Source organism: Micromonospora sp. NBC_01412 (assembly GCF_045040215.1).
Classification (GTDB): domain Bacteria; phylum Actinomycetota; class Actinomycetes; order Mycobacteriales; family Micromonosporaceae; genus Micromonospora; species Micromonospora rubida.
In genome coordinates this window covers 556,181-576,653 of record NZ_CP109528.1, presented here as the reverse complement: position 1 = coordinate 576,653, position 20,473 = coordinate 556,181, and the positions used below count along the sequence as shown (strand labels likewise).

Below are 20,473 nucleotides of genomic sequence, written 5' to 3'. Positions count from 1 at the left end.
TGCGACAGGCTCCGTAGTCGAGGAACGGGATGAACTCCGCCCAGGCGTTGTCCCACAACCGGATCACCGCCGGATACCGGCCGCCCCACTTGTCGGCCAGGTCGTCGAACGCCGCCCGGGCGGCGGTGGCGTTGACGGCGGTGTAGATCGGCTTGATGTCCCGCTTCAACTCGTCCCAGTGGCGGCGTGACGTCAGCCGGAAGGTGTTGCGGATCAGATGGATGATTCAGGTCTGGATCACGGTGCGGGGCCGCACGTTCGTGACCACCTCCGGCAGCCCCTTGAGGCCGTCGCAGACGAGGAAGAACACGTCCTTGACGCCCCGGTTGCGCAGGTCGGTCAGCACGCTCATCCAGAACTTCGCGCACTCACCACCCGTGCCGGCCCACAAGCCGAGGATGTCCTTCTCCCCGTCGAGGGTGACCCCGATCGCGGCGTAGAACGGCCGGTTCGCGACCTGATCATCTCGCACCTTGGCTCTGTCGCCGATCTTGTGATGTGGACGGCTCGACCCCGGGTAGGGCAGTGATCATGTCCGGCGTGTTCGCTTGTGGAGCAGCTACTGCCGCATCTGTCGGGTCTGTCGATCGAAGTTGTTGAGCAGCGTGACGGTGTAGTGGTGCTGTCGGGTCGGGCTCGGGCCGCGACCGCGCGGTGCGGCCGTTGCCAGCAGCGGTCGGGCAGGGTTCATGGGCGTTATCAGCGGCGGCTGCGGGATGTCGCGATAGCGGGGGTGGCGCTGCTGCTTCAGGTGCAGGTCCGACGGTTTCGCTGCGACAACACCGGCTGCCCGGCGAAGGCTTTCGCCGAGCAGATCGATGGGCTAACCGCGCCGCATGCGCGGCTGACGCCGGGACTGCGAGGAATGCTGACACAGATCGGTTTGGCGTTGGCTGGCCGGGCCGGTTCCCGGCTGACGTCGGCCATCGGGGCGGCCGTGGGCCGTGACACGTTGTTGCGGCTGGTCAGAGCGTTACCCGATCCGCCGAAGACGCCGATCACGGTGCTCGGCGTCGACGACTTCGCGTTCCGCAGAGGGCGTCACTACGGCACCGTGCTGATCGACATGACCAGCCACCGTCCGGTCGACATGTTCGACGGCCATGACGGCGACAGCCTCGCCGCATGGCTGCGGCAGCACCCCGAAGTTGAGGTGATCTGCCGCGACCGCGCCGGCGGCTATGGCGAAGGCGCCCGCACCGGCGCCCCGGACGCGGTGCAGGTCGCGGACCGGTTCCACCTCTGGCAGAACCTGGGCCAGGCCGTCGAGAAGACCGTCAACGCGTATCGGTCCCGGCTCGTCGCCCCGGCACCGCCACCAGCCGACGACACCATGCCCGCCGAGGTGCAGCCGCTACCCGAGAAGAAGATCGTGACCCGCCTTCACACCACACCGCCGTTCACCAATTGGCTGCTCAGGGACTGAACAAGTCGGCGATCGGCCGCAAGCTCGGCCTGCACCAGGCCACGGTCCGCAAATACCTGAACGCCTCCAGCGTCGCCGAGCTGACCGCCGTCACCGAGCAACGCGCGCACCTGGTCGACGACTACGTCGCCTACCTGCACCAGCGCTGGAACGAGGGAGAACGCAACGCCACCCAACTGTTCCGCGAGATCAAACAGCAGGGCTAACCCGGCGGGGAACTGGCCGTCCAGCGTTACCTACGCCGCTTCCGCAAACGCCTCGGCCACGCCCCGCACCCCGGCCCGAAACCGCCGTCAGTGCGCCAGGTCACCTCATGGATCATGACCCATCCCGACCACCTCGACCCCCGCGACACGGCCAAGCTGCGCGAGGTTCGCAGCCGCGATCGGGACGTCAACTGGCTGGTCAAACACGTGCGAGCCTTCGCGGTCATGATGACCGGCCGACACGGCGAGCACCTCGACGCATGGATCACCGCCGTCGAACACGACACCCTCACGCCCCTGGCCGGGTTCGCCCGCAACCTACGCCGCGACCTCGACGCCGTCCGCAACGGCCTGACCCTGCCCCACAGCTCCGGCCCGGTCGAAGGCAACATCAACGCTACGCGATGGCAGTGCTCGACGGCGGCGACTACGTCGACCTCGAAGAGCAGGCGGAGGCCACCGGCTACCGCTCGGCTCGATCGGGGCCGATACCGGCGGTGGAAGACGTCGAGTCCCTCGTCGCCGAACTCGACGCGATTGCTGACCGTATCCGCTCCTGGCTCGACGGCGGGGCGGTACCCGAGACGATCGCCGCGTGACCGGCCCAGGCCGCCAGCACGACGTCGGGCACTCCGGCGCCGGCGAGGTAGGTCAGACACGCGTGCCGCGCGTCGTAGGGTCGAACCTTGAGTACGCCGACCTTCGCCATCAGCTCGTGCACGCGGCGGCGGAGCCAGTCGGTACGTTGCGGCTGGCCGAGCTCGTTGACCAGGACGTAGCGCTGTCGACGTAAGGTCGCCCGCCTTCAGCCGTTCCTTTTTCTCCAGAGTCTGGAACGCCTTCAGCGCCTTACGTAAAGCCGCATAACCGGCAAAATACGTGAATCAGAAATCCCCTTAAAGTAGGCATCCTCAGCAAGGACGAGGGCCTACGCGAGTCGAGCACCGGCACCCCGCAGGGCGGGATCTTGTCGCCGCTGCTGTCCAACATCGCTCTGTCGATCCTCGACGAGAACTTCGTCGGGCAGTGGAACAGATGGACCCAACGGGACCGACCGTGAGCAACGGCGTCGCAAAGGGCTCGGAACGTGGGTACCGGATGCCGGCGGGCACCGCCGGGCCAGCAAAGGCTGCGGCAACTCGGTCACCGGTCCGCGGCCTGCCGGAAGCCACGCGTTGGCTCTGTTACCCCACCTGTGGGATTCTTGCTATGCCGAACTTGCGAGGAAGCATGCATCGACATGTATCATGCTCGGCATGAAGCGGAGACTTGCTCTGTTCGTGATGTCGGCTACCGCCGTTGCCACGCTCGCCATCGCTAGCCCGGCGCATGCGCTGCTGTGGATCTCGATGGGGCCTTACCCGACCCAGGCCGCCTGCGAGGCCGACCGTTTCGAATTCAGCAACACCTACGTCGTGCAGCAGTGTCTGTACCGCGACCTGACGGGAACGCAGAACGACGGCTGGCACTTCAAGTACGCCCCCGAGTTCTAGCGATGGGAGGAAGCCGCCCGGTGATGCAGAGCGGGCGGTTTTCCCCCGGTGGCTACGGCCAGAGCGGCGATTGCTCTGTTGCATTCAGCGTGAGCGTGATCGATGACGGGCTTGATCGGTGGGGTCTGCTTGGCCGGTGAGGTCGCTGCCTCGTGTCCAGTCCTGGTCCCCGCCTGCGTCGGCGTTCGCGGGGTTCCGGTTTCCGTCCGAGGCGATCGTCCTTGCGGTCCGTTGGTACCTCCGGTTCAACCTCTCTTACCGGGATGTGGAGGAACTGCTGGTCGAACGCGGTGTGGAGGTGGATCACGTCACGGTCTACCGGTGGGTGCAGCGGTTCATCCCGCTGCTGGCCGACGCCGCTCGTTTCACCCGCCACTCACCGGGTGACGCTGGTTTGTGGACGAGACCTATGTCAAGGTCAACGGGGTATGGCGGTATGTCTACCGGGCCGTCGAACAGTACGGGCAGGTCATCGACGTGCTCGTCTCAGCGCGTCGGGATACCGCCGCGGCCCGGCGGTTCTTCCAACGAGCCCTGACCACGTTGAAGGTCACGCCGACCGAGGTGGTCACCGATGCCGCCCCGGTCTACCCCGGCGTGCTCGACGACCTGGTCCCGTCGGCGTGGCACCACGTCGAACGGCATGCCAACAATCCGATCGAGGCTGATCACAGCCAGCTCAAGCGCCGGCTCAGACCGATGCACGGGCTCCGCACCGACCGCACCGCCCAGACGATCATCACCGGCCGCGACGGCGATCCGGGTGGTGACCATGACCGCGACCGGGCGGCCCAACGCCGCCTCCCGCTGCTGGAACTTGGCGACCCGGTGCAGGTAGTCGGACTGGTGCAGGCCGGTGGCCTGCAGGAGCTCGTCGAAGCCGTCGAGCAGGATGACCGGCAGGGCGCCGTCGGCGTCGCGGGAAAGCTCTGCCCAGGACACTGTCTCGCCGATCGCGAGGCGCAAGGCCCGTTCGACTTGGTCCTGGATTTCGGCCTCGGCGGGCACCTCGCGCAGCGGGACCCGGCAGACGAAGAAGTCGCCGGCGGGCAGGCGGGCGGCGAGGATCCGGGTCAGCGAGGATTTCCCGGCGCCCGGTTGGCCGAGCAGCAGCATCGGAGCCTCGGTGGCCTGGGTTGTGGTCAGGTGGGCGGCGAGGAATCCGGCGAAGTCGTTGCGCACGTTGGCGCTGGCCCACCACTGGTCGCCTGCGGGACATCTCGTCTAGGACGCTGTCGGTGACCCGGCTGATCAACTCCCGGGACACGTCGGCGTCATACACGTCAGCCAGATGGGCGGAGATCTTCCCGGTCGTCAATCCTTTGGCATACAGCGACAGGATCGCCTCGTTGAACCCGTCCAACCTGCGGGCATGCTTCGGGACGATCCGCGGCGTGAACGACCCGGCCCGGTCCCGCGGAACCTGAATCCGTACCGGCCCAACCTCGGTCCGCACCGTCTTCGCCCCATGCCCGTTACGCACGTTGGTCCGTCGGCCGGTCGTCTCATCAACGCCGGCCTCGTCAAGATGGGCATCCAGTTCGGCGTCGAGCGCTGATTCCAGGACGGTCCGAGTGATCCCTGCGAGGAGACCACCCGGCCCGACCAGGGACACCCCGTCGGCCTTGGCCCGCTCGACCAACTGCTGAGCGAACTGCACCTCCGCCGCCGTCGGCCGCGGAAGCTGAACCGCGTTCTTCTTGTCTGCCATGACATGGTCCTTCCCGGACAGGATCAACGTCCTGTCCAACGGACCACACCCAGGTCAAACACGGAAATCTACGCAGTCCCGTGGGCTGTGCCGGCAGCAGCGGCGCCAGCACAGCCCACTCGTGGTTCGTCAGATTTCCTCGTGCCGCACGGGTCTATCGAGCGGGATTCATGATCCGCGAGACAGAATTTTGGGTGAGTGGACGCCGTACCGGTGGGCGGGTGTTACGGCTGGACCGGTCGCTCAAGAACGGCGACCACCTCCACATCGAATGCGCGGTCGTGTGGCCGTCGATCGGGAGGGTGTCTCGGTGGGTGTATCCGTGCTGCTGGAACAGTTCTCGGTCGGCGTCGGTGAAGGCCTCGGCGTATGTGGGGAGGCTGAGCTTGTCCATCCAGCGCTGCGCTCCGGCGAGGACCGCTGCGGCCCGGCCCGGCTCCGCGGGGCCGGGCGCGGCGAGCAGCGCCAGGTGGTTGTGCGCCTCGGTGGGCCGTCGGGCGGCGAGGGCCTGGTCGAGCTGAAGGAACCGGTCGAGGTATGTGCTGCACGCGTCGGTGAGCCGATCGGCGTATTGGGCTGGGGGCGGGATCGGCCGGTAGCGGTGGAACCAGACGGTTGCGGCCGTGCCGTCTGGGAGTAGGAACGCGTCGCCGAAGAGCAGCGCGTGTTCGGTCCAGATCCGGGCCACGGCGGCGAGGATGGTTGGCCGGTGTCGCTCGTCGGGGACGAGCCAGGCGCCGAGGTCGGTGGGTGCGAGGGCTTCGGTGACGAGATCGGCGATCCGGCCGATGTCGCACCAGCGGGCCCGGACGACAGGCGTGCTCATGTTCATGGGTAACTCCTGGTCACCATCTTGATCGGGTACGTCGTGGAGGATGCCGGCGTCGTCGCGGGACCGCCGCGCGGGCCGGCGTGGGCCACCAAGGGCCGTCAAGGCATACGGGTACGCAGAGGCCGCCGGTGCCGCGCAACGGCACGCAACGGCCCGCCGGTCAGGCGGGCCGGGTGCCCGGGCGGGGTGAGCGGGACGGGAGGGCGTCGCCACCGGTCGAGTGGCAGCGGCGCCCCGCCAGGCTGGGCGGCGTCCACACCGAAGCGGGGGCTTCGGCGGCGTGACCGTGGACGGTGCCGGACGAGCCGGATCCACTGGTGCTGGGAGAGGGCGCGGCTGGCGCGGAGTCGGCGTCCGGCTGGAGCGGGTCTGGCCTGTCCGGCCGGACGAGGCGCGGCGGGAACGAGAGCTCGGTTGCCGTCTGCGAGTGTGATGAAGTGCTCGTGGTGGCGGGGCCCGAAACGGGCCCGGCCGGTTCCCTGACTGATCCGGAGCCGGAACCGGCGCAGCAGCCCGGGCCGGTCTGCGGCGGCGTGGGTAGCGGCGGCGCCGGCAGGGTCGGCGCGGATGGTGGCGCGGCCGTCGGGCCGGTGGGCGGGTCCAAGAGGCCTGTCACCGGTTCGAGGGGCTTGAGCACGGGGTCCAACGGCTCGAGCAGCGGCTCCAGCCCTCGCCAGACGGGCGAGAGAACCGGGGCGAACGGCTGGGTCACCGGGCTGAGGGCGTCTGCCACGGGCGCTAGGACCCCGGTGCGTACCGGGTCGGTGACCGGGCGGAGTACCTCGGTCACCGGGGTGAGTACCCCGGCCTGGAGCGGCTTCGTGACCGGACGGAGAACATCACCCACCGGTGCCAGCACCTCCCCGCCACGCGGCCGGGTGGCCGGTCGGCTCGCACCGCCAGCGGCGGGCTTCGGCGTGCCGACCCGGACGGGCCGGGCCGGCGGTGGAGTGACTTGGTTGGCCGGCCGGGTTGCCGGTCGGGCCGGCGGTCGGGCTGGCGCCGGGAGAGGGTCGGCTCCGCTCGGCGGGGTGCCGGGGGCCGTCTCGTCGGCAGGTACTTCTGGAGCAGGCGGTGGTGCCGTCGTATCGAGGATCGGGCGGAGGACGCCGGTGAGCAGGTCGACGGCCGCGTCCACCGGCGCGGCCAGCGGACGGTCGGCGGCGTAGGCGACCGACGTGGTGGCGCTCTCGTGGACGCCCCACGCCACGACGACACCGCCGAGCAGCAGCGCGAGGCGCAGCGCGACCCGCGTCCACCGCCCGCCCCGTCGAGTCATCCCGGCACCCCTCCGACCCCCGGCCATCGCCTACGATCAACGCCCGTACCCTACCGAAAGCGGTCGGCCGATCACAGCCTGCCGCTGATCGAAGTCGGGCGCGTCGCGCGTCGCGCCATCGCGGCCCAGGCAGACCAGAACCTTGCCGGCTGGGGCGTAGAGAAAGCGCAGTCGGGTCGGCCGTCCCGCGGCACGCATCCGTTCCAAGGCTTCAACCAGCACGGCAGTGTCGTGGTAGTCCCAGATGCCACCGGAGCACACCAACTCGGTGGCGGTGGCAGTAACTCCTGAGGCCTCGGCTGCCTCGGCGCTGAACCCGACTGGCAGCAACGTGAGCAGGTGGCGCATGGTGCGAGATCGAGTGTGGTGGGCCGAGCCGGCCGATCGCCTGTACCGTGCCAAAACTCCGGTCGCTGCCGTGACCTGGCGCGGCGAGCATCCGGCGGGCTTGCGGATGCTCGCCGACCGGATCGGTCTGACCTCGGGAATCTCGACGGTTCTGGCCAGGGCGACGCCGGGCAACGTCCGAAGCAACTTCCGGCGATCGCCGCCGCACCGCTGCGCGGCACGCCACCGGAACCCGCCCAGCATTCGACGCACTGGAACAGCAGCCTCGGCCAACATGCACACGCGCTATCCGCGATGGCCATCGCGGACGCCTGTCCATCATGCAAATATTTCGAGGTCCTTGACGGCAACCATGACGGCAACGCAGACCGCCCCACACCCTTCAGCACACAGCGATGACGTGGAAGTTGCTTAGGGTGACTAAGATCGCCCCTTGTCGTCGGCGGTGATTCGCGGTTCCAATGTGTCGAGAAATTCGTTCGACGCAATGACTTCTACTCCCACGGCAGCATCACCGAATTGCCCGAATGCCCGTGCAACAAATACATAGCTGGCGAGCCTCCCCACAGCGACTGACAGCAGGGTGGACGTTTGGGTACTAGCCGAAATTAACGAGGGAGAAAGGCTCGCTAATGGGTCTGATGCTTGAGCATCCGTACCCAGACACACGGCATTCTCACGCCATGTGACTTCAAGAGCAACCGGAAGATCAACTGCGTCGACCCGAATGCTCCCACCGAAGCCAAGTGAGCCGTCCTCGTATTCAAACTTGATCTCTGAGCGACGACCCCCAGGAACACCCACCCCACGCTTTTGCATTGCGATCCATAGCCGGTCTCGCTCGACATGGTAGGCAGCCACACGGCTGAGCCCCTTGACCGGCTGACCGAAGGCCAGAAGCCAGAGTTGGTGCTGGCCAGAAGGCATCGCCGAAACGAGCGTCGAGCGGAGGGTCGTCGACGCATCTGCAACCACCGCGTCAACAGTCTCTTGCGGTGAACGGTTCAACATGACCATCGGCGTCGTCCCGAATCCTCACGGTACGAGTGCCACCGCCCGGCGCTGGAACAAGGCCGCCGACGGCATCGAAGCTATCGAACAGGCCACCCGCCAGCGCGTTGACGTCGCCCTCGTCGACGTCCGCATGCCCCGCATGAACGGCATCACCACCGTGTCGAAGCTACGGGCCCTCCCCAAAGCACCACGGATCATCACACTGACCACCTTCGACCTCGACGACTACGTCTACCACGCGCTCGCGGCCGGTGCTGACGGGTTCCTGCTCAAGGACACCGACCCCGCCGAGATCCTGCGCGCCGTCCACGTGGTCGCGGCCGGCTCGGCCATGCTGCATCCCGCCGCAGCCCGGCGCCTGCTCGACCGCTACCACGCCACCACCAAGCCGCAGACAGCCGCCGCGCAGCACCGGATCGACAGGCTCACCCCCCGCGAACGGGACGTCCTCGCCCTACTCGCGCAAGGCGACACCAACGCCGATATCGCCGTCCGGCTCGCCATGCGCGAGAGCACCGTTAAAGCCCATGTCAGCCGCATATTGGCAGCATTGGAGGTCACCAACCGCGTGCAGGCCGCGCTGTTGGCCCGCGACGCCGGAATCACTCCCTGACCGAGGCGTGTCCCGCCCCAGGTGGGCCAGCGCCCTCGCCTCGGTCGGGTCCAGAGGCGGCTCCTACGACAACCCGATGGCCGAAGCGTTCAACTGGGTCTGGCCGGCGACGGGGGCATGAGCGACGCGTCGATCGCCTGCAACAGGGCCGTGGCGGACCCGGTGAGGCGCCTGCCAGACGGCCAGACTGCCCGCAACGTCCGACTCAGCGGCAGGGCATCCACCGGCACGGTCACCAATTGGCCGGAGGTCAACTCCGTCTCGACGGCGTACCTGCTGAGCACTGCGGGCGCGGTGCCGGTCATGGCGGCTCCTTTGACGGCGGCGTTGGAGCCGAGAGCGAGGTGGGGCGGCAGCGGGTCCAGGTCGCGCAGAGCCAACTCCAGTGTTTCGCGGGTGCCGGAGCCCGCCTCCCGGACCACCAGCCGCGTGCGCGCAAGCTCAGCTGGCCGCAGCGGACGATCGAGCCGAGCCCACAGATGCTGCGGTGCCACCACGACGACCAGGTGGTCATGCCCGACGACGCGGTGGTCCAGTCCGTCCGGCACCGTCGGTCCTTCGACGAACCCGATGTCGACGCTCTCATCGGACACCAGCATCCGGGCGACCTCGGCGGAGTTGACGACGGTCAGACCGACCCGCACGTCGGGCTCCCGCTGACCGAGGCTGTGCAGCCAACGGGGAAGCAACGCCTCGGCAACAGTCATGCTGGCAGCGATGCGAAGCTGGGCCGCCCGCGCCTGCCGCATCGCGGTGAGGCTGCTCTGGAACTCGTCGGCGGCCGCCAACAGCCGTAGCGACCAGGTCACCACGACCTTGCCGTCGTCGGTAAGCACCGACCCACGCGGCGTCCGGGTGAGCAACGGAAGCCGGGCCTCGCGCTCCAGTGCGGCGAGCCGCTTGGTGGCCGACGGTTGGGCCATCCCCATCGCGCGAGCGGCCTGGCCGACGCTGCCCAACTCCGCCACCCGGACCAGGAGGCGGAGCGACAGCAGATCGGGAAGTCGACTCATAGCCACAGGCTATGACGTGCACCGTACCCCAGGACTACCGGTCACGATGCGCCGGCTTCAGGCTGTCTTCATGGCGATCAGGAATCTGACCAGAGCGGGCGACGACCGTACCCGGGCGCGGCGAGGCTCCGACCGGCTCGCCGCCGTGCTGCCGGGCCTGGTCGTCGCTGGCGCGGCCGCCGCCATCGGGTACGCCGTGAACCGCCAGATCGCAGTGGCCAGCCCTCTGGTGGTGGCGATCGCGCTCGGCATGCTGCTGAGCGCGCTGGGCGGATACCGCCCGCGGCTCCGGGACGGCCTGCGGCTCGCCTCGTCGACGCTGCTGCGTACCGGAATTGTGCTGCTCGGCCTGCAACTGGTCGTCTCCGACATCTACCGGCTCGGGGTCGGGCCAATCGTCGTGGTGCTCGTGAGCGTCGCCACGGCGTTCGTCGTCACCCGCTGGGTCGGGCGGCGGCTCGGCCTGACCCCGGCCCGCTCACTACTCGTTGCCACGGGGGTGGCCATCTGCGGGGCGGCGGCGGTGGCCGCGATGGACCAGGTCGCCGACGGAGAGGACGACGACGCCGTCACGGCGGTCGCCGTGGTGACCGTGCTCGGCACGCTGTCGCTGGCGGTCCTCCCCGTGTCGGGTCTGCTGCTCGGGCTCGACGACGCCATGTTCGGCATGTGGGTCGGGGCGAGCGTGCACGAGGTCGGTCAGGTGGTGGCCATAGGAGGAGCGGTTGGCGCGGCCGCGTTGTCCACCGCGGTGGTGGTGAAGCTGTTCCGTGTGGTGCTTCTCGCGCCGCTCGTCGCAGCGGTCGCGATCGGTCGCCGTTCGGCGGCGCAGAAGGAAGACGGCGCTGAGCTTCCGCCGGTCCTCCCGTGGTTCGTGGCCGGATTTCTCGCGATGGTGGCGCTGCGTACCACCGGTTGGATGCCCGCCGGAGTGCTCACTGCCGCCTCCACGGCGAGCACGCTTCTGCTGGCCACAGCCATGTTCGCGCTCGGCGCCGCGGTCAACCTGCGGGCCGTCGCCCGCGGTGGCCGCCCTGCGGTGAGTGCCGGCGCCATCGGCACAGCCGTCCTGGCGACCACATCACTGGCCGGCCTGGCCCTGGTGGGCTGACCGTGGAGTCCCCGTCGTCCGGCGAACGCCCCGGGTCGGCGGAAGGCAACCGATAAGCCAGGCCCAGCGGCGGTGCCGGGCAGCTGCCGCGCCGCACGCCGGGCGCGGCCGGTGGTCGCCATCGACGTCGACGGCGTCCTCAACCCCGACCACCCGCCCACCGCCCGCCAGCTCGGCTACCACCCGCACCACTACGACGGCCCCGGGCCCACCGGCCGACACGTCTCCGGCGAGGTGTGGCTGCACCCCGACCACGGCACCTGGCTGAAAGAACTCGCCCACCACACCGACCTCGTCTGGTGCACCAGCTGGGGCACGACCGCCGCCACCTGGATAGCGCCCCGCCTCGGCCTCCCAACCGACCTGCCCGTCATCGACACCGGACACAGCGGCGTGCGGATCGGCCGCCAACTCAAACTCGCTGCCCTCTACCACGCCATCAGGGATCGGCCGGTAGCTGTTCTCGATGACGAGTTCGGCGGCCGGGACCCGGCCGAGGCCGCCGAACGCACCGCACGCGGCAGCACCACCCTGCTGATCCCCGTCAACAGCGTCACCGGCCTACAACGCGACCACATCGACCAGGTCATCCACTGGCTCGACCAGATGCCCGCCGACGGCGGGTTGCCCCAGATACCAGGCGATACCGCGCTCGGGCGGACAGCAGCGCCTAATGAAGCAGACGCGTCACGCGACGAGGTCTGCGACCTCAGCGTGGGCGACCCGGTGCTGCGCAAGTCCCGGCTACTGTCCCGACAGTGCGACACATGCATCTTCCGCCCCGGCAACCTGATGCACCTCTCCGAGGGCCGCCTCCGAAATCTGGTTGCCGAGGCGCTGCGGGACGAGTCCTTCGTCATCTGCCACGACACCCTTCCCCACTACCGGAACCGGGACGTCAAGCCCGCCATCTGCCGGGGATTCGCCGACCGCTACTCCACCCAGGCCCTTCAGGTCATCGAACGGCTCTTCGGGTTCACCGAGGTCGACCCACCCGTCGACGATCTGGACCGAGCTGACAGCACCGTGACGACGGAGGACAGCGCCACCGAGAGGGGTAAGCCCGGCTCGGCCCGATAGATCGGCAGCGCCAGAGGTGGGCTGAGCGGACATCCGCTCAGCCCACCTCTGGGATCCGAGCAAGAGCCGGATTCTCTTTTGCGTTAATCGGCTGCAGCACGGCGGAGTCGCCTCACGAGCTACGGTCGGTTACCGTCCGGCCTGGCCGCCATCGCGGATCGCGGCAGATCAGTGCGTCTGATCTTGGCCGACTGTGGGCCAGCGAGTCTGTTGGCGTGGACCACGTCCGGGCTGTGAGCCGCCTCGGCTCGGTCGTCGCTGCGGGGATGTGGTCGACCATCTCGATCATGGTCAGGGCCTGCTGCAACGAGAGCGGAAGGCCTGATCCGCGATGTGCCGTCGGCCCATCCTCCAGATAAGGGTAGTCGCGGATCATGTGGCACCCGGTTACCACGCGGCTCCAGTTCAGGTCGACGCCGACGGGCATATTGCCCAACATGTCGTGCTAGGCGTGCCGGCCGCCCAGACCATCGCCAAACGTTGCCGAGGAGCGTGGCTGGATACGTCCGGCTGGTCGGGTATGGTTGGCGCATGTATTCAGGCACCGCCTCGATGATGAAGCCGTGGTCCCTCCGCTGACGGCGGCAGGGTTGACCAACTTCGTCTGATGTAACTCTGTTCCGCCGTCCTGGCGTTCCCGCCGGGCGGTGTGTTTGTGCTGCCCGGCTCCATGACGAGCTGAGAGCAACAGTGAAGAATCTTGAACGGACTTCATCACAAGACTTGACGGTGGGGCCTGACCTCGCCTGGGGCGGCCGGCTGCCGGCTGGGGATCGAGCGCATGTCCGAGCTGACGGCGTTCGGGTCGTGCTGGGTGGGCGCGTGGTTCTGTCCGACGTCAGCGTGACCGTCTCTGCTGGCTCACGCCTGGCGATCGTCGGCGAGAACGGCTGCGGCAAGACGACGTTGCTGCACGTGCTGGTCGGCATGCTCTCGCCTGACCAGGGCACGGTGGAGCGGATCGGCACGATCGGCGTCGCCCGGCAGGCGCTGGATGCCCGCAGCGGCGAGACGGTGGGCACCCTCGTCATGGGTGCGATGCGGGAGTCCCAACGCGCGCTGCGGGCACTCGATGCCGCCGCGGTTGCGGTGGCCGAGGGCGAGGAAAGCGCGGATACGGCTTACGCTGCCGCACTCGACGCGGCAACCCGGCTGGATGCCTGGGATGCGGAGCGGCGCGTCGACGTGGCGTTGGCAGGACTCGACGCATGCACCGATCGGGGGCGTCCGCTGTCGACGTTGTCGGTCGGTCAGCGCTACCGGGTCCGCCTGGCCTGCCTTCTGGGGGCACGCTATGACCTGCTGATGCTGGACGAGCCGACCAACCATCTCGACGCCGGCAGCCTGGCTTTCCTCACCACGCGGCTTCGTAAGCATCCGGGCGGGGTGGTGGTCGTGACCCACGACCGTGCCCTGCTCCGGGACGTGGCCGCGGAGTTCCTGGACCTCGACCCCAGTGAGGACTGGCGTCCGCGCCTGTTCGCCGGGGGCTACGTCGGCTGGCAGGACGGGCGTCGGCGTGAACGCGAGCGCTGGGTGCGAGACTACGAGGCACAACAGGCCGAGCACCAACGGCTGGCCGACGCGGTGAACGAGGCACAGGGCCGGCTCAGCACTGGCTGGCGCCCCGAGAAGGGACATGGCAAACACCAGCGTCAGTCCCGCGCCCCTGGTCTCGTCCAGGCGTTCCGGCGCCGGCAGGAAGCGCTCGAGGCCCATCGGATCATCGTGCCTGAGCCGCCACTGCCACTGCGCTGGCCCGACGTCGGCACACGTCCCGGTTTGCCTATCCTGCGCTGCCACGACGTCACCGTGACCGGGCGCCTCCACCAACCCGTCACGCTCACCCTCGATGGTGGGGACCGCCTGCTCGTGACCGGCCCCAACGGGGCGGGCAAGTCAACGCTGCTCGCGCTGATGGCGGAAGACCTCGAACCGTCGACCGGGGAAGTCCGTCACCTCTCGCGGGCACGCGTCGCGTACCTCGGGCAGGAAGTACCGGACTGGCCTCCGACCGTGCTCGCCCACGACCTGTACGACCAGCACGTCGGCCGGCTCCGGTCCACCGGACACCTCAGCGACAGGGACATCCTGCCCCTGACCGCGACCAACCTCCTCGACAAGGAAGCCCTCCGTACTCCCGTCGGGCGGATGTCCCAGGGGCAGCAACGCAGGCTGAACCTCGCACTGCGGCTGGCCGAGCGACCCGACCTACTGATCCTCGACGAACCCACCAACCACCTGTCGGCGCCCCTGGTCGACGACCTGACCGCCGCCCTGATCGAGACCCCGGCGGCCATCGTCGTCGCCACCCACGACCGCCAGATGCTCAGCGACCTCGCGAGCTGGCCCACCCTGCCGCTCACCGTCAACGCCAAGGACCTGTCATGACCACGCGCCCCCGCGTTCCCGTCCTCGCACCACTGCGACACCGGAACTACCGGCTCCTGTTCGCGGCCATGGTGCTCGACCTGTTCGCCACCGGGGCATGGAGCATCTACCTCGTCCTCCAGGCACTGGCCCTCAACGCCACCGCGACCGCACTGTCCTCGGTCGTGGCCTGGACCGGTATCGGACTCCTCGTCATGTCCCTCGTCGGCGGCGTCGTCGCGGACCGCATGCCCAAGAAGTTGATCCTGGTCAGCGCGCTGGCCTTCAACCTGGCCACAGCCCTCGTGATCGCGATCCTCTCGCTCACCGGCAGCGTCCAGATATGGCAGCTCAGCGTCTCCGCCCTCGTCATGGGCGCAACGACCGCCTTCTACTTCCCCGCCTACACCGCCCTGGTGCCCCACGTCGTGCCCACCGACGACCTCATGGCCGTCAACGGGCTCGAGGGCGCCACCCGGCCCACCATCCAGCAAGCACTGGCCCCAGCCGCCATCGGAGCTATCATCGGCGCCGTTGTTCCGGGCGCCGGCGCCGCCCTCATCGCCGCCGCGTTCGGCCTCGGTCTGCTGTGCGCGCTCGCCCTCCCCACCGACGCCGTCGACGGCGGAACGGAACGGGCCCATCCCCTCCACGACCTCGTGGGTGGATTCCGCTACGCCGTCCGCACCCCGTGGATCCTCGCCAGCGTCGTCTTCGCGGCCTTCATGGGACTCGTCGTCGCCGGACCAATCGAGGTAATTTTGCCGGCCACCATCCGCAACCAGCACGCCAACGGTGCCTCCGCCTACGGACTCCTCGTTGCCGCCCTCGGCGTCGGCGGCCTCGTAGGCTCACTCGTCGCCGGCTCGATCACCATGCCACGCCGCTACCTCACCGCGATGATCGGTAGCTGGGCACTTGGCTGCCTCCCTCTCGTACTACTGGCCATCACGAGCACGCTCTGGATCATCGGTGCGGCCTTGTTCATCTACGGAGCACTGATCGGCACCGGCATGGTCATCTGGGGCACCCTGCTTCAGCAACGCGTCCCCCTCGACATGCTCGGCCGGATCGCGAGCCTGGACTTCCTCATCTCCATCGCCTTCATGCCCATATCGATCGCCCTCGTCGGCGTCCTGTCCACGTACCTGTCAGCCGGCGTTCTATTCTCCATCGCCGGACTCGCACCCCTCGCCCTGGCAGTCATCGTCATCGTCGCCGCCGGACTGTATCGAGACGAGATCGCCAACCCGCTCAGCGACGCAACGCCAGAACAACACCCTACGAACTGAGAGCTGCGGGGTTGCGCGGCTTGCCCGCAACCCCGCCACTCATCGGGCATGACCATGCACAACACCGGGATCCGGTCCCGGTTTGTGTTGTCGGCAAATACCTCGGCGGACGCCTGGCGAACGGGAAGATCCGACACGGGGTGACTCACGCGCGGACTCGGCTGCGTCAAATACGTAGTCAACAGGCGGACCTTTGTGTCCGGGAGTTGCCCCCTGGTCCTGGACACTTGAGCCTTGGATCGTGATGGTCTGGGGAGATCAGGAGTCCCTGACAGATGGTGATGAAGCACTACCCGGCCGGGTTCAAGGCCGACGCGGTGGCGTTGTATCGGTCTCGGCCTGGGGCGACGATCGCGCAGGTCGCTGATGATCTTGGGGTCAATCGGGAGACGTTGCGTAGTTGGGTCCGCGCCGATGATCAGCGTCGGGGTGCGGTGGCCGGGCCGGCGGGGTCGTCGGCGGCCGGGTCGGTGGAGGACGAGAACGCCGTGTTGCGGCGGCGGGTGCGGGAGTTGGAGGAGGAGCGGGACATTCTGCGGAAGGCGGCCCGGTATTTCGCCGGGGAGACGCGCTGGTGAGCCGCTTCCAGTTCGTCGCCGACCATCAGCAGCGCTTCGGCGTGAAGCGGTTGTGTCAGATCATCGGGGTGTCCCGCTCGAGCTTCTACTACTGGCGCTCGGCCGCCGAAACGCGGGCCGCCCGGGATGCCGCGGATACGGCTCTCGTGGGTCGGATCCGGGCGGTCCACGCCGCTCACGACGGCACCTACGGGGCACCCCGGGTCACTGCTGAGCTGCGCGATGCCGGCCTGGCGGTCAACCGTAAGCGGGTCGCGCGGGTGATGCGCCGCTTCGGCGTGCAAGGGCTACGACTACGCAGGCGAACTCGTACGACGGTGCCGGACCCGGCCGCGGCCGCGGCGAGGGCCCCGGATCTGATCGGCCGGGACTTCACCGCCCCGGAGCCGAATCAGCGCTACGTCGGCGACATCACCTACCTGCCGGTCGGTGAGCGCGGGTTCCTCTACCTGGCCACCGTCCTAGACCTGCACTCCCGGCGTCTCGCGGGCTGGGCGATCGCCGATCACATGCGCACCGAACTGGTCATCGACGCCCTCCACGCCGCGCAGCAAACGCGAGGCACCCTGCACGGGGCGATCATGCATACCGATCACGGAGCTCAGGGCGGATTCAACTGGTTGTCGCAACACCTTGATCACGGAGGTTTGCGTTGGGGCGGGGTAAGAAGCAGATACCTGTGGTGTCGGCTGGTGCGCGGCGCCAGTGGGCGTCGGATCGGGCGTTGCGACCGCCGATGCGTTCACCGGGGCGGCCGGAGCCGTCTCGTGCGGTGCAGCGGGACTTCTGGCGGCGGATCGCCTCGGGAGTAACGACGGTAGAGGCCGCGGAGGCTGTGGGTGTGTCATGGCCGGTCGGGTCCCGGTGGTTCCGCCACGCTGGCGGCATGCCGCCGATCAGTCTGGGCGAGCCCACGGGCCGTTACCTGTCATTCGCCGAGCGGGAGGAGATCGCGTTGCTGCGCGTCCAGGGGGTCGGCGTGCGCGAGATCGCCCGCAGGATCGGACGCGACCCGGGAACGATCTCACGCGAGCTGCGCCGTAACCGTAACGCGGCGACCAGGGGCGGTAAGCCGGTCTACCGGGCTCTGGTGGCGCAGTGGAAGGCGCAGCAGGCCGGCAAGCGCCCGAAGACCGCGAAGCTCGTGAGCAATGGCAGGTTGCGTGAGTACGTACAGGGCCGGCTCGCCGGCAGCGTCCGCCGACCCGACGGCACGATCGTCACCGGGCCTGAGACGCCCGCGTGGAAAGGGCTGAACAAGCCGCATCGGCAGGACCGCCGCTGGGCGACGGCGTGGAGCCCGGAGCAGATCTCGCACCGGCTCCGTGTCGACTTCCCCGATGATGAGTCCATGCGCATCAGCCACGAGGCGATCTACCAGTCGCTGTTCATTCAGGGGCGTGGAGCGCTCAAGCGTGAGCTGGTCGCGTGTCTGCGCACCGGCCGGGCGCTGCGAGTTCCCAGAGCGCGGTCCCAGAACAAGCCGCAAGGGCATGTCACTGCCGATGTCGTCCTGTCCGAGCGCCCCGCCGAAGCCGCGGACCGCGCGGTCCCCGGGCACTGGGAAGGGGATCGTGCGACACGAAGTCGCACGAGTTTGAGTGGATTTGCCGCTTGGAGGTTCGTCTATTACTGATGGCAAGTCCCGGTCCTGTGTCCGTTGGCTCGTCCCCTCTCCTGACATGCGTTGCTGGTAACGGCGGGGTGTGAAGCTCAGGAGTCAAGCCCAAGGGTTTCCGTTCCGTCCGGGAGCTACAGGCTAAGGGGAAGACCGGACGGGTGAATGCAAATGAACCCTCGATGATGTCTCGTGATCCCAAGCCCTGTCGACGGAATGCGGTAATGGGGTACAGGGCTGGCCGTTGAGAAGCGGCAGGCGCTGGCTGGTAGAGGTCACTCCAGCCAGAAGGACACCGCCGCCTCGGGATAAAGAGGGCACCCACCCCGGTCGTGTCTCACTCGTGCGGAACGTGGAAATCCCGTTGGAGTCCGGGTCTCGATGACCGGTCGGCCGACTGCGAGGAAAGCTCAATTCTTCAGCGGGGACAGGAAGGCCCAAGAAGCGAATGCCGGTAGCCGAAAGGAAACAGGAAATCGGAGGAGTCATCCGATCCTCCATCGGATTCTTCCGTATAACTGGCCGGATACGGGCGATGCCCGGACTCGAAAGGGTGCTGACGTGGGTCTGGTGAGCCTGTGGAGAAACACTGAACAATGACACCGGAACCGAAGGACAAGTTGGACGTCACAGTGACGCAAGTGTTCACTCCGATTGGCTCGTGGTGAGTATGTTGCCGTGGTGAACGGACCGGAGGGCGATGTTATCGACTGGTCGTCGATCGCTTGGCGCCAGGCTGAAGATGCCGTGGGTCGTCTGCGTCAGAGAATTTTCGCGGCGTCGCAGGCGGGGGACCTTAAACGGGTCCGCAATCTGCAGAAACTGATGCTCCGTTCTCGCGCTAACACGCTGATCAGCGTGCGGCGAGTCACGGAGATCAACGCTGGCCGTAAGACGGCGGGCGTCGACGGGAAAGTCGTGCTGCACCCGGAATCCAAGGCTGAACTGGCCGACTGGATGCAGCACGACAGCGCCATGTGGACTGCCCGTCCCGTCAAGCGTGTCTACATTCCTAAGCCCGGAACCACGAAACGGCGTGGTCTCGGCATTCCCGTGATCGCCGACAGGGCCTTACAAGCCTTGACAGCGAACGCGTTGGAACCTGAATGGGAGGCCCGATTTGAGCCGAAGTCCTACGGATTTCGGCCGGGCCGCGGCTGTCACGACGCGATCGGGGCCATCTATTCCACGCTCAACGGTAAGAACCCGCAGCGGGTGTGGATCCTCGACGCTGACCTGACGGCAGCCTTCGACCGGATCGATCACCGGCACCTGCTGACATTGCTTGGCGCGTTTCCCGCCAGGGATCGAGTGGAACGATGGCTGAAAGCAGGTGTGATCGATAATGGCCGGTTCGCCCCGACCGGGGAAGGAACTCCCCAAGGCGGAGTGATCAGCCCGACGCTGTTCAACGTGGCTTTGCATGGAATGGAGAATGCCGCCGGGGTCCGTTACCTCACAGCCGGCAGAGATGCCGGCAGTGCGGTAACAGACAGTCCGGTGCTGGTGAGATACGCAGACGATTTCGTCGTGATGTGCCACAGCCATGAGCGGGCCGACCAGGCCAAGGAAAGGCTACGGCAATGGCTGACGTCCAGAGGATTAGCCTTCAACGAGGGCAAAACTCGTATCGTCCATGCTGGCGATGGGTTCGATTTTCTGGGGTTCAACGTCCGCCGCTATCACGGGAAACTGCTGATCAGACCGAGCAAGGCGGCATTGAGACGGATCCGGGAAAGGCTACGCGGCGAGATAATAGCTTTGCGAGGAGCTAACGCGGCGGCGGTGCTTTACAAGATCAACCCCATCGTCCGGGGCTGGTCTGCCTATTACCGGACGGTGGTGTCGAGCGAGATATTCACGGCGCTGGACAACTATGTGTGGATTCTGCTTTACAAGTGGGCGAAACACAGCCACCCGAATAAGTCGAAGCACTGGATCGTTGACAGGTACTTCGGCCGGTTCAACCAGGCCAGGCAGGACAGGTGGGTTTTTGGTGACCGTGACAGCGGCTCCTACCTGATCAAGTTTTCCTGGACGAAGATCGTCCGGCACCAACTGGTCAAGGGCACGGCGTCCCCGGACGATCCTGCTCTCAGCAAGTATTGGGCCGATCGGCGCTGCAAAGGACCTCCAGCAACGGGCAAAGCCACGCTGTATCTTTTGAAGAAACAGCAAGGTCGATGTTCGCTCTGCCGAGGGTTTCTGCTACACGCCGAGCACGCGCCGCAGACCCCAACCGAATGGGAACTGTGGACACGCACGATCCGGAAGGCGATCGTCAGACAACATGTCGTCGCCCCGATCGACGGTAAGCCGGACGCTATTCATTCCCGTCTCATACACGCGTACTGCCTCCGACGGCAGCCAGCCGGCGAAGGCCAAAGGCCAAGCATTCTGCCCGTCAGCGAGCCTCCAGGGCTTGCTTGAGCCGTGTGCGGTTAACGCCGCAAGCACGGTTCTGAGGGGGCCCCGGCGCAGCAATGCGC

General features: G+C 67.6%; 15 protein-coding genes and 7 pseudogenes. 13 read left to right on the top strand and 9 right to left on the bottom strand.

What is annotated here, in order from left to right; genetic code table 11:
* Positions 1-13: 13 nt before the first annotated feature.
* Positions 14-475, bottom strand: a pseudogene (locus OG617_RS02435) (transposase); the annotation flags it as partial.
* 75 nt (positions 476-550) lie between these two features.
* On the opposite strand from OG617_RS02435, the gene OG617_RS02430 reads away from it, so the two are divergent.
* Both OG617_RS02430 and OG617_RS02425 read left to right on the top strand, forming a co-directional pair.
* A complete protein-coding gene (locus tag OG617_RS02430) occupies positions 551-1,426 on the top strand; it encodes an ISL3 family transposase (protein ID WP_405098298.1) in 876 nt (291 codons plus the stop codon).
* Positions 1,408-1,632, top strand: a complete 225-nt coding sequence (locus OG617_RS02425) for a hypothetical protein (protein ID WP_405098296.1) — start codon at positions 1,408-1,410, stop codon at positions 1,630-1,632. Before OG617_RS02430 ends, OG617_RS02425 begins: the two co-directional genes overlap by 19 nt.
* A 105-nt stretch (positions 1,633-1,737) precedes the next feature.
* Here OG617_RS02425 and OG617_RS02420 read toward each other — a convergent pair whose 3' ends face one another.
* Positions 1,738-1,914, bottom strand: a complete 177-nt coding sequence (locus OG617_RS02420; RefSeq protein WP_405104131.1) for a hypothetical protein — start codon at positions 1,912-1,914, stop codon at positions 1,738-1,740.
* A 104-nt stretch (positions 1,915-2,018) separates the two neighbouring features.
* Between OG617_RS02420 and OG617_RS02415 the strand changes: the two are divergent.
* From OG617_RS02415 to OG617_RS02405, 3 genes and pseudogenes are all read left to right on the top strand, one after another.
* A pseudogene (locus OG617_RS02415) lies at positions 2,019-2,225 on the top strand (hypothetical protein); the annotation flags it as partial.
* Positions 2,226-2,888: 663 nt separating this feature from the next.
* Positions 2,889-3,125: a hypothetical protein gene (locus tag OG617_RS02410; protein ID WP_405098294.1), complete on the top strand. Its 237-nt coding sequence runs from the start codon at positions 2,889-2,891 to the stop codon at positions 3,123-3,125.
* Positions 3,126-3,270: 145 nt separating this feature from the next.
* Positions 3,271-3,872 (top strand): annotated as a pseudogene (locus tag OG617_RS02405) (IS6 family transposase); the annotation flags it as partial.
* Positions 3,873-3,971: 99 nt separating this feature from the next.
* On the opposite strand, the pseudogene OG617_RS02400 reads toward OG617_RS02405, so the two are convergent.
* The 6 genes and pseudogenes from OG617_RS02400 to OG617_RS02375 form a co-directional block, all read right to left on the bottom strand.
* Positions 3,972-4,241: pseudogene (locus tag OG617_RS02400) on the bottom strand (AAA family ATPase); the annotation flags it as partial.
* A gap of 157 nt (positions 4,242-4,398) precedes the next feature.
* A pseudogene (locus OG617_RS02395) lies at positions 4,399-4,836 on the bottom strand (transposase); the annotation flags it as partial.
* 154 nt (positions 4,837-4,990) lie between these two features.
* The gene (locus OG617_RS02390) at positions 4,991-5,668 is read right to left on the bottom strand and encodes a hypothetical protein (protein WP_405095772.1); all 678 of its coding nucleotides are present in this window, start codon (positions 5,666-5,668) and stop codon (positions 4,991-4,993) included.
* Positions 5,669-5,828: 160 nt separating this feature from the next.
* Positions 5,829-6,947: a hypothetical protein gene (locus OG617_RS02385; protein ID WP_405098292.1), complete on the bottom strand. Its 1,119-nt coding sequence runs from the start codon at positions 6,945-6,947 to the stop codon at positions 5,829-5,831.
* A 36-nt stretch (positions 6,948-6,983) separates the two neighbouring features.
* The gene (locus tag OG617_RS02380) at positions 6,984-7,295 is read right to left on the bottom strand and encodes a hypothetical protein (protein WP_405098290.1); all 312 of its coding nucleotides are present in this window, start codon (positions 7,293-7,295) and stop codon (positions 6,984-6,986) included.
* A 420-nt stretch (positions 7,296-7,715) separates the two neighbouring features.
* A complete protein-coding gene (locus tag OG617_RS02375; RefSeq protein ID WP_405098288.1) occupies positions 7,716-8,312 on the bottom strand; it encodes a hypothetical protein in 597 nt (198 codons plus the stop codon).
* Between OG617_RS02375 and OG617_RS02370 the strand changes: the two genes are divergently transcribed.
* Positions 8,305-8,922 carry a response regulator gene (locus OG617_RS02370; RefSeq protein ID WP_405098286.1) on the top strand — a complete coding sequence of 206 codons (618 nt, stop codon included), beginning with the start codon at positions 8,305-8,307 and terminating at the stop codon, positions 8,920-8,922. The two genes, OG617_RS02375 and OG617_RS02370, sit on opposite strands and share 8 nt — an antisense overlap.
* A gap of 89 nt (positions 8,923-9,011) precedes the next feature.
* Here OG617_RS02370 and OG617_RS02365 read toward each other — a convergent pair whose 3' ends face one another.
* The gene (locus OG617_RS02365; protein WP_405098284.1) at positions 9,012-9,935 is read right to left on the bottom strand and encodes a LysR family transcriptional regulator; all 924 of its coding nucleotides are present in this window, start codon (positions 9,933-9,935) and stop codon (positions 9,012-9,014) included.
* A 70-nt stretch (positions 9,936-10,005) separates the two neighbouring features.
* Here OG617_RS02365 and OG617_RS02360 point away from each other — a divergent pair, with 70 nt between their 5' ends.
* The 7 genes and pseudogenes from OG617_RS02360 to ltrA all read left to right on the top strand — a co-directional run bounded on the left by OG617_RS02360 (position 10,006) and on the right by ltrA (position 20,414).
* Complete coding sequence (locus OG617_RS02360; RefSeq protein WP_405098282.1) at positions 10,006-11,046, top strand: YeiH family protein; 1,041 nt, start codon at positions 10,006-10,008, stop codon at positions 11,044-11,046.
* A 111-nt stretch (positions 11,047-11,157) separates the two neighbouring features.
* Complete coding sequence (locus tag OG617_RS02355; protein WP_405098280.1) at positions 11,158-12,126, top strand: HAD domain-containing protein; 969 nt, start codon at positions 11,158-11,160, stop codon at positions 12,124-12,126.
* 822 nt (positions 12,127-12,948) lie between these two features.
* Positions 12,949-14,517 (top strand): ATP-binding cassette domain-containing protein, encoded by a 1,569-nt coding sequence (locus tag OG617_RS02350; RefSeq protein WP_405098278.1) that lies wholly within the window; start codon positions 12,949-12,951, stop codon positions 14,515-14,517.
* The gene (locus OG617_RS02345) at positions 14,514-15,788 is read left to right on the top strand and encodes an MFS transporter (protein ID WP_405098276.1); all 1,275 of its coding nucleotides are present in this window, start codon (positions 14,514-14,516) and stop codon (positions 15,786-15,788) included. The genes OG617_RS02350 and OG617_RS02345 overlap by 4 nt, the downstream gene beginning before the upstream one ends.
* A 275-nt stretch (positions 15,789-16,063) precedes the next feature.
* A pseudogene (locus OG617_RS02340) lies at positions 16,064-16,971 on the top strand (IS3 family transposase); the annotation flags it as partial.
* A gap of 281 nt (positions 16,972-17,252) precedes the next feature.
* Positions 17,253-17,939 (top strand): annotated as a pseudogene (locus OG617_RS02335) (transposase); the annotation flags it as partial.
* A 726-nt stretch (positions 17,940-18,665) separates the two neighbouring features.
* The gene (ltrA, locus tag OG617_RS02330; RefSeq protein WP_405094407.1) at positions 18,666-20,414 is read left to right on the top strand and encodes a group II intron reverse transcriptase/maturase; all 1,749 of its coding nucleotides are present in this window, start codon (positions 18,666-18,668) and stop codon (positions 20,412-20,414) included.
* Positions 20,415-20,473 lie beyond the last annotated feature (59 nt).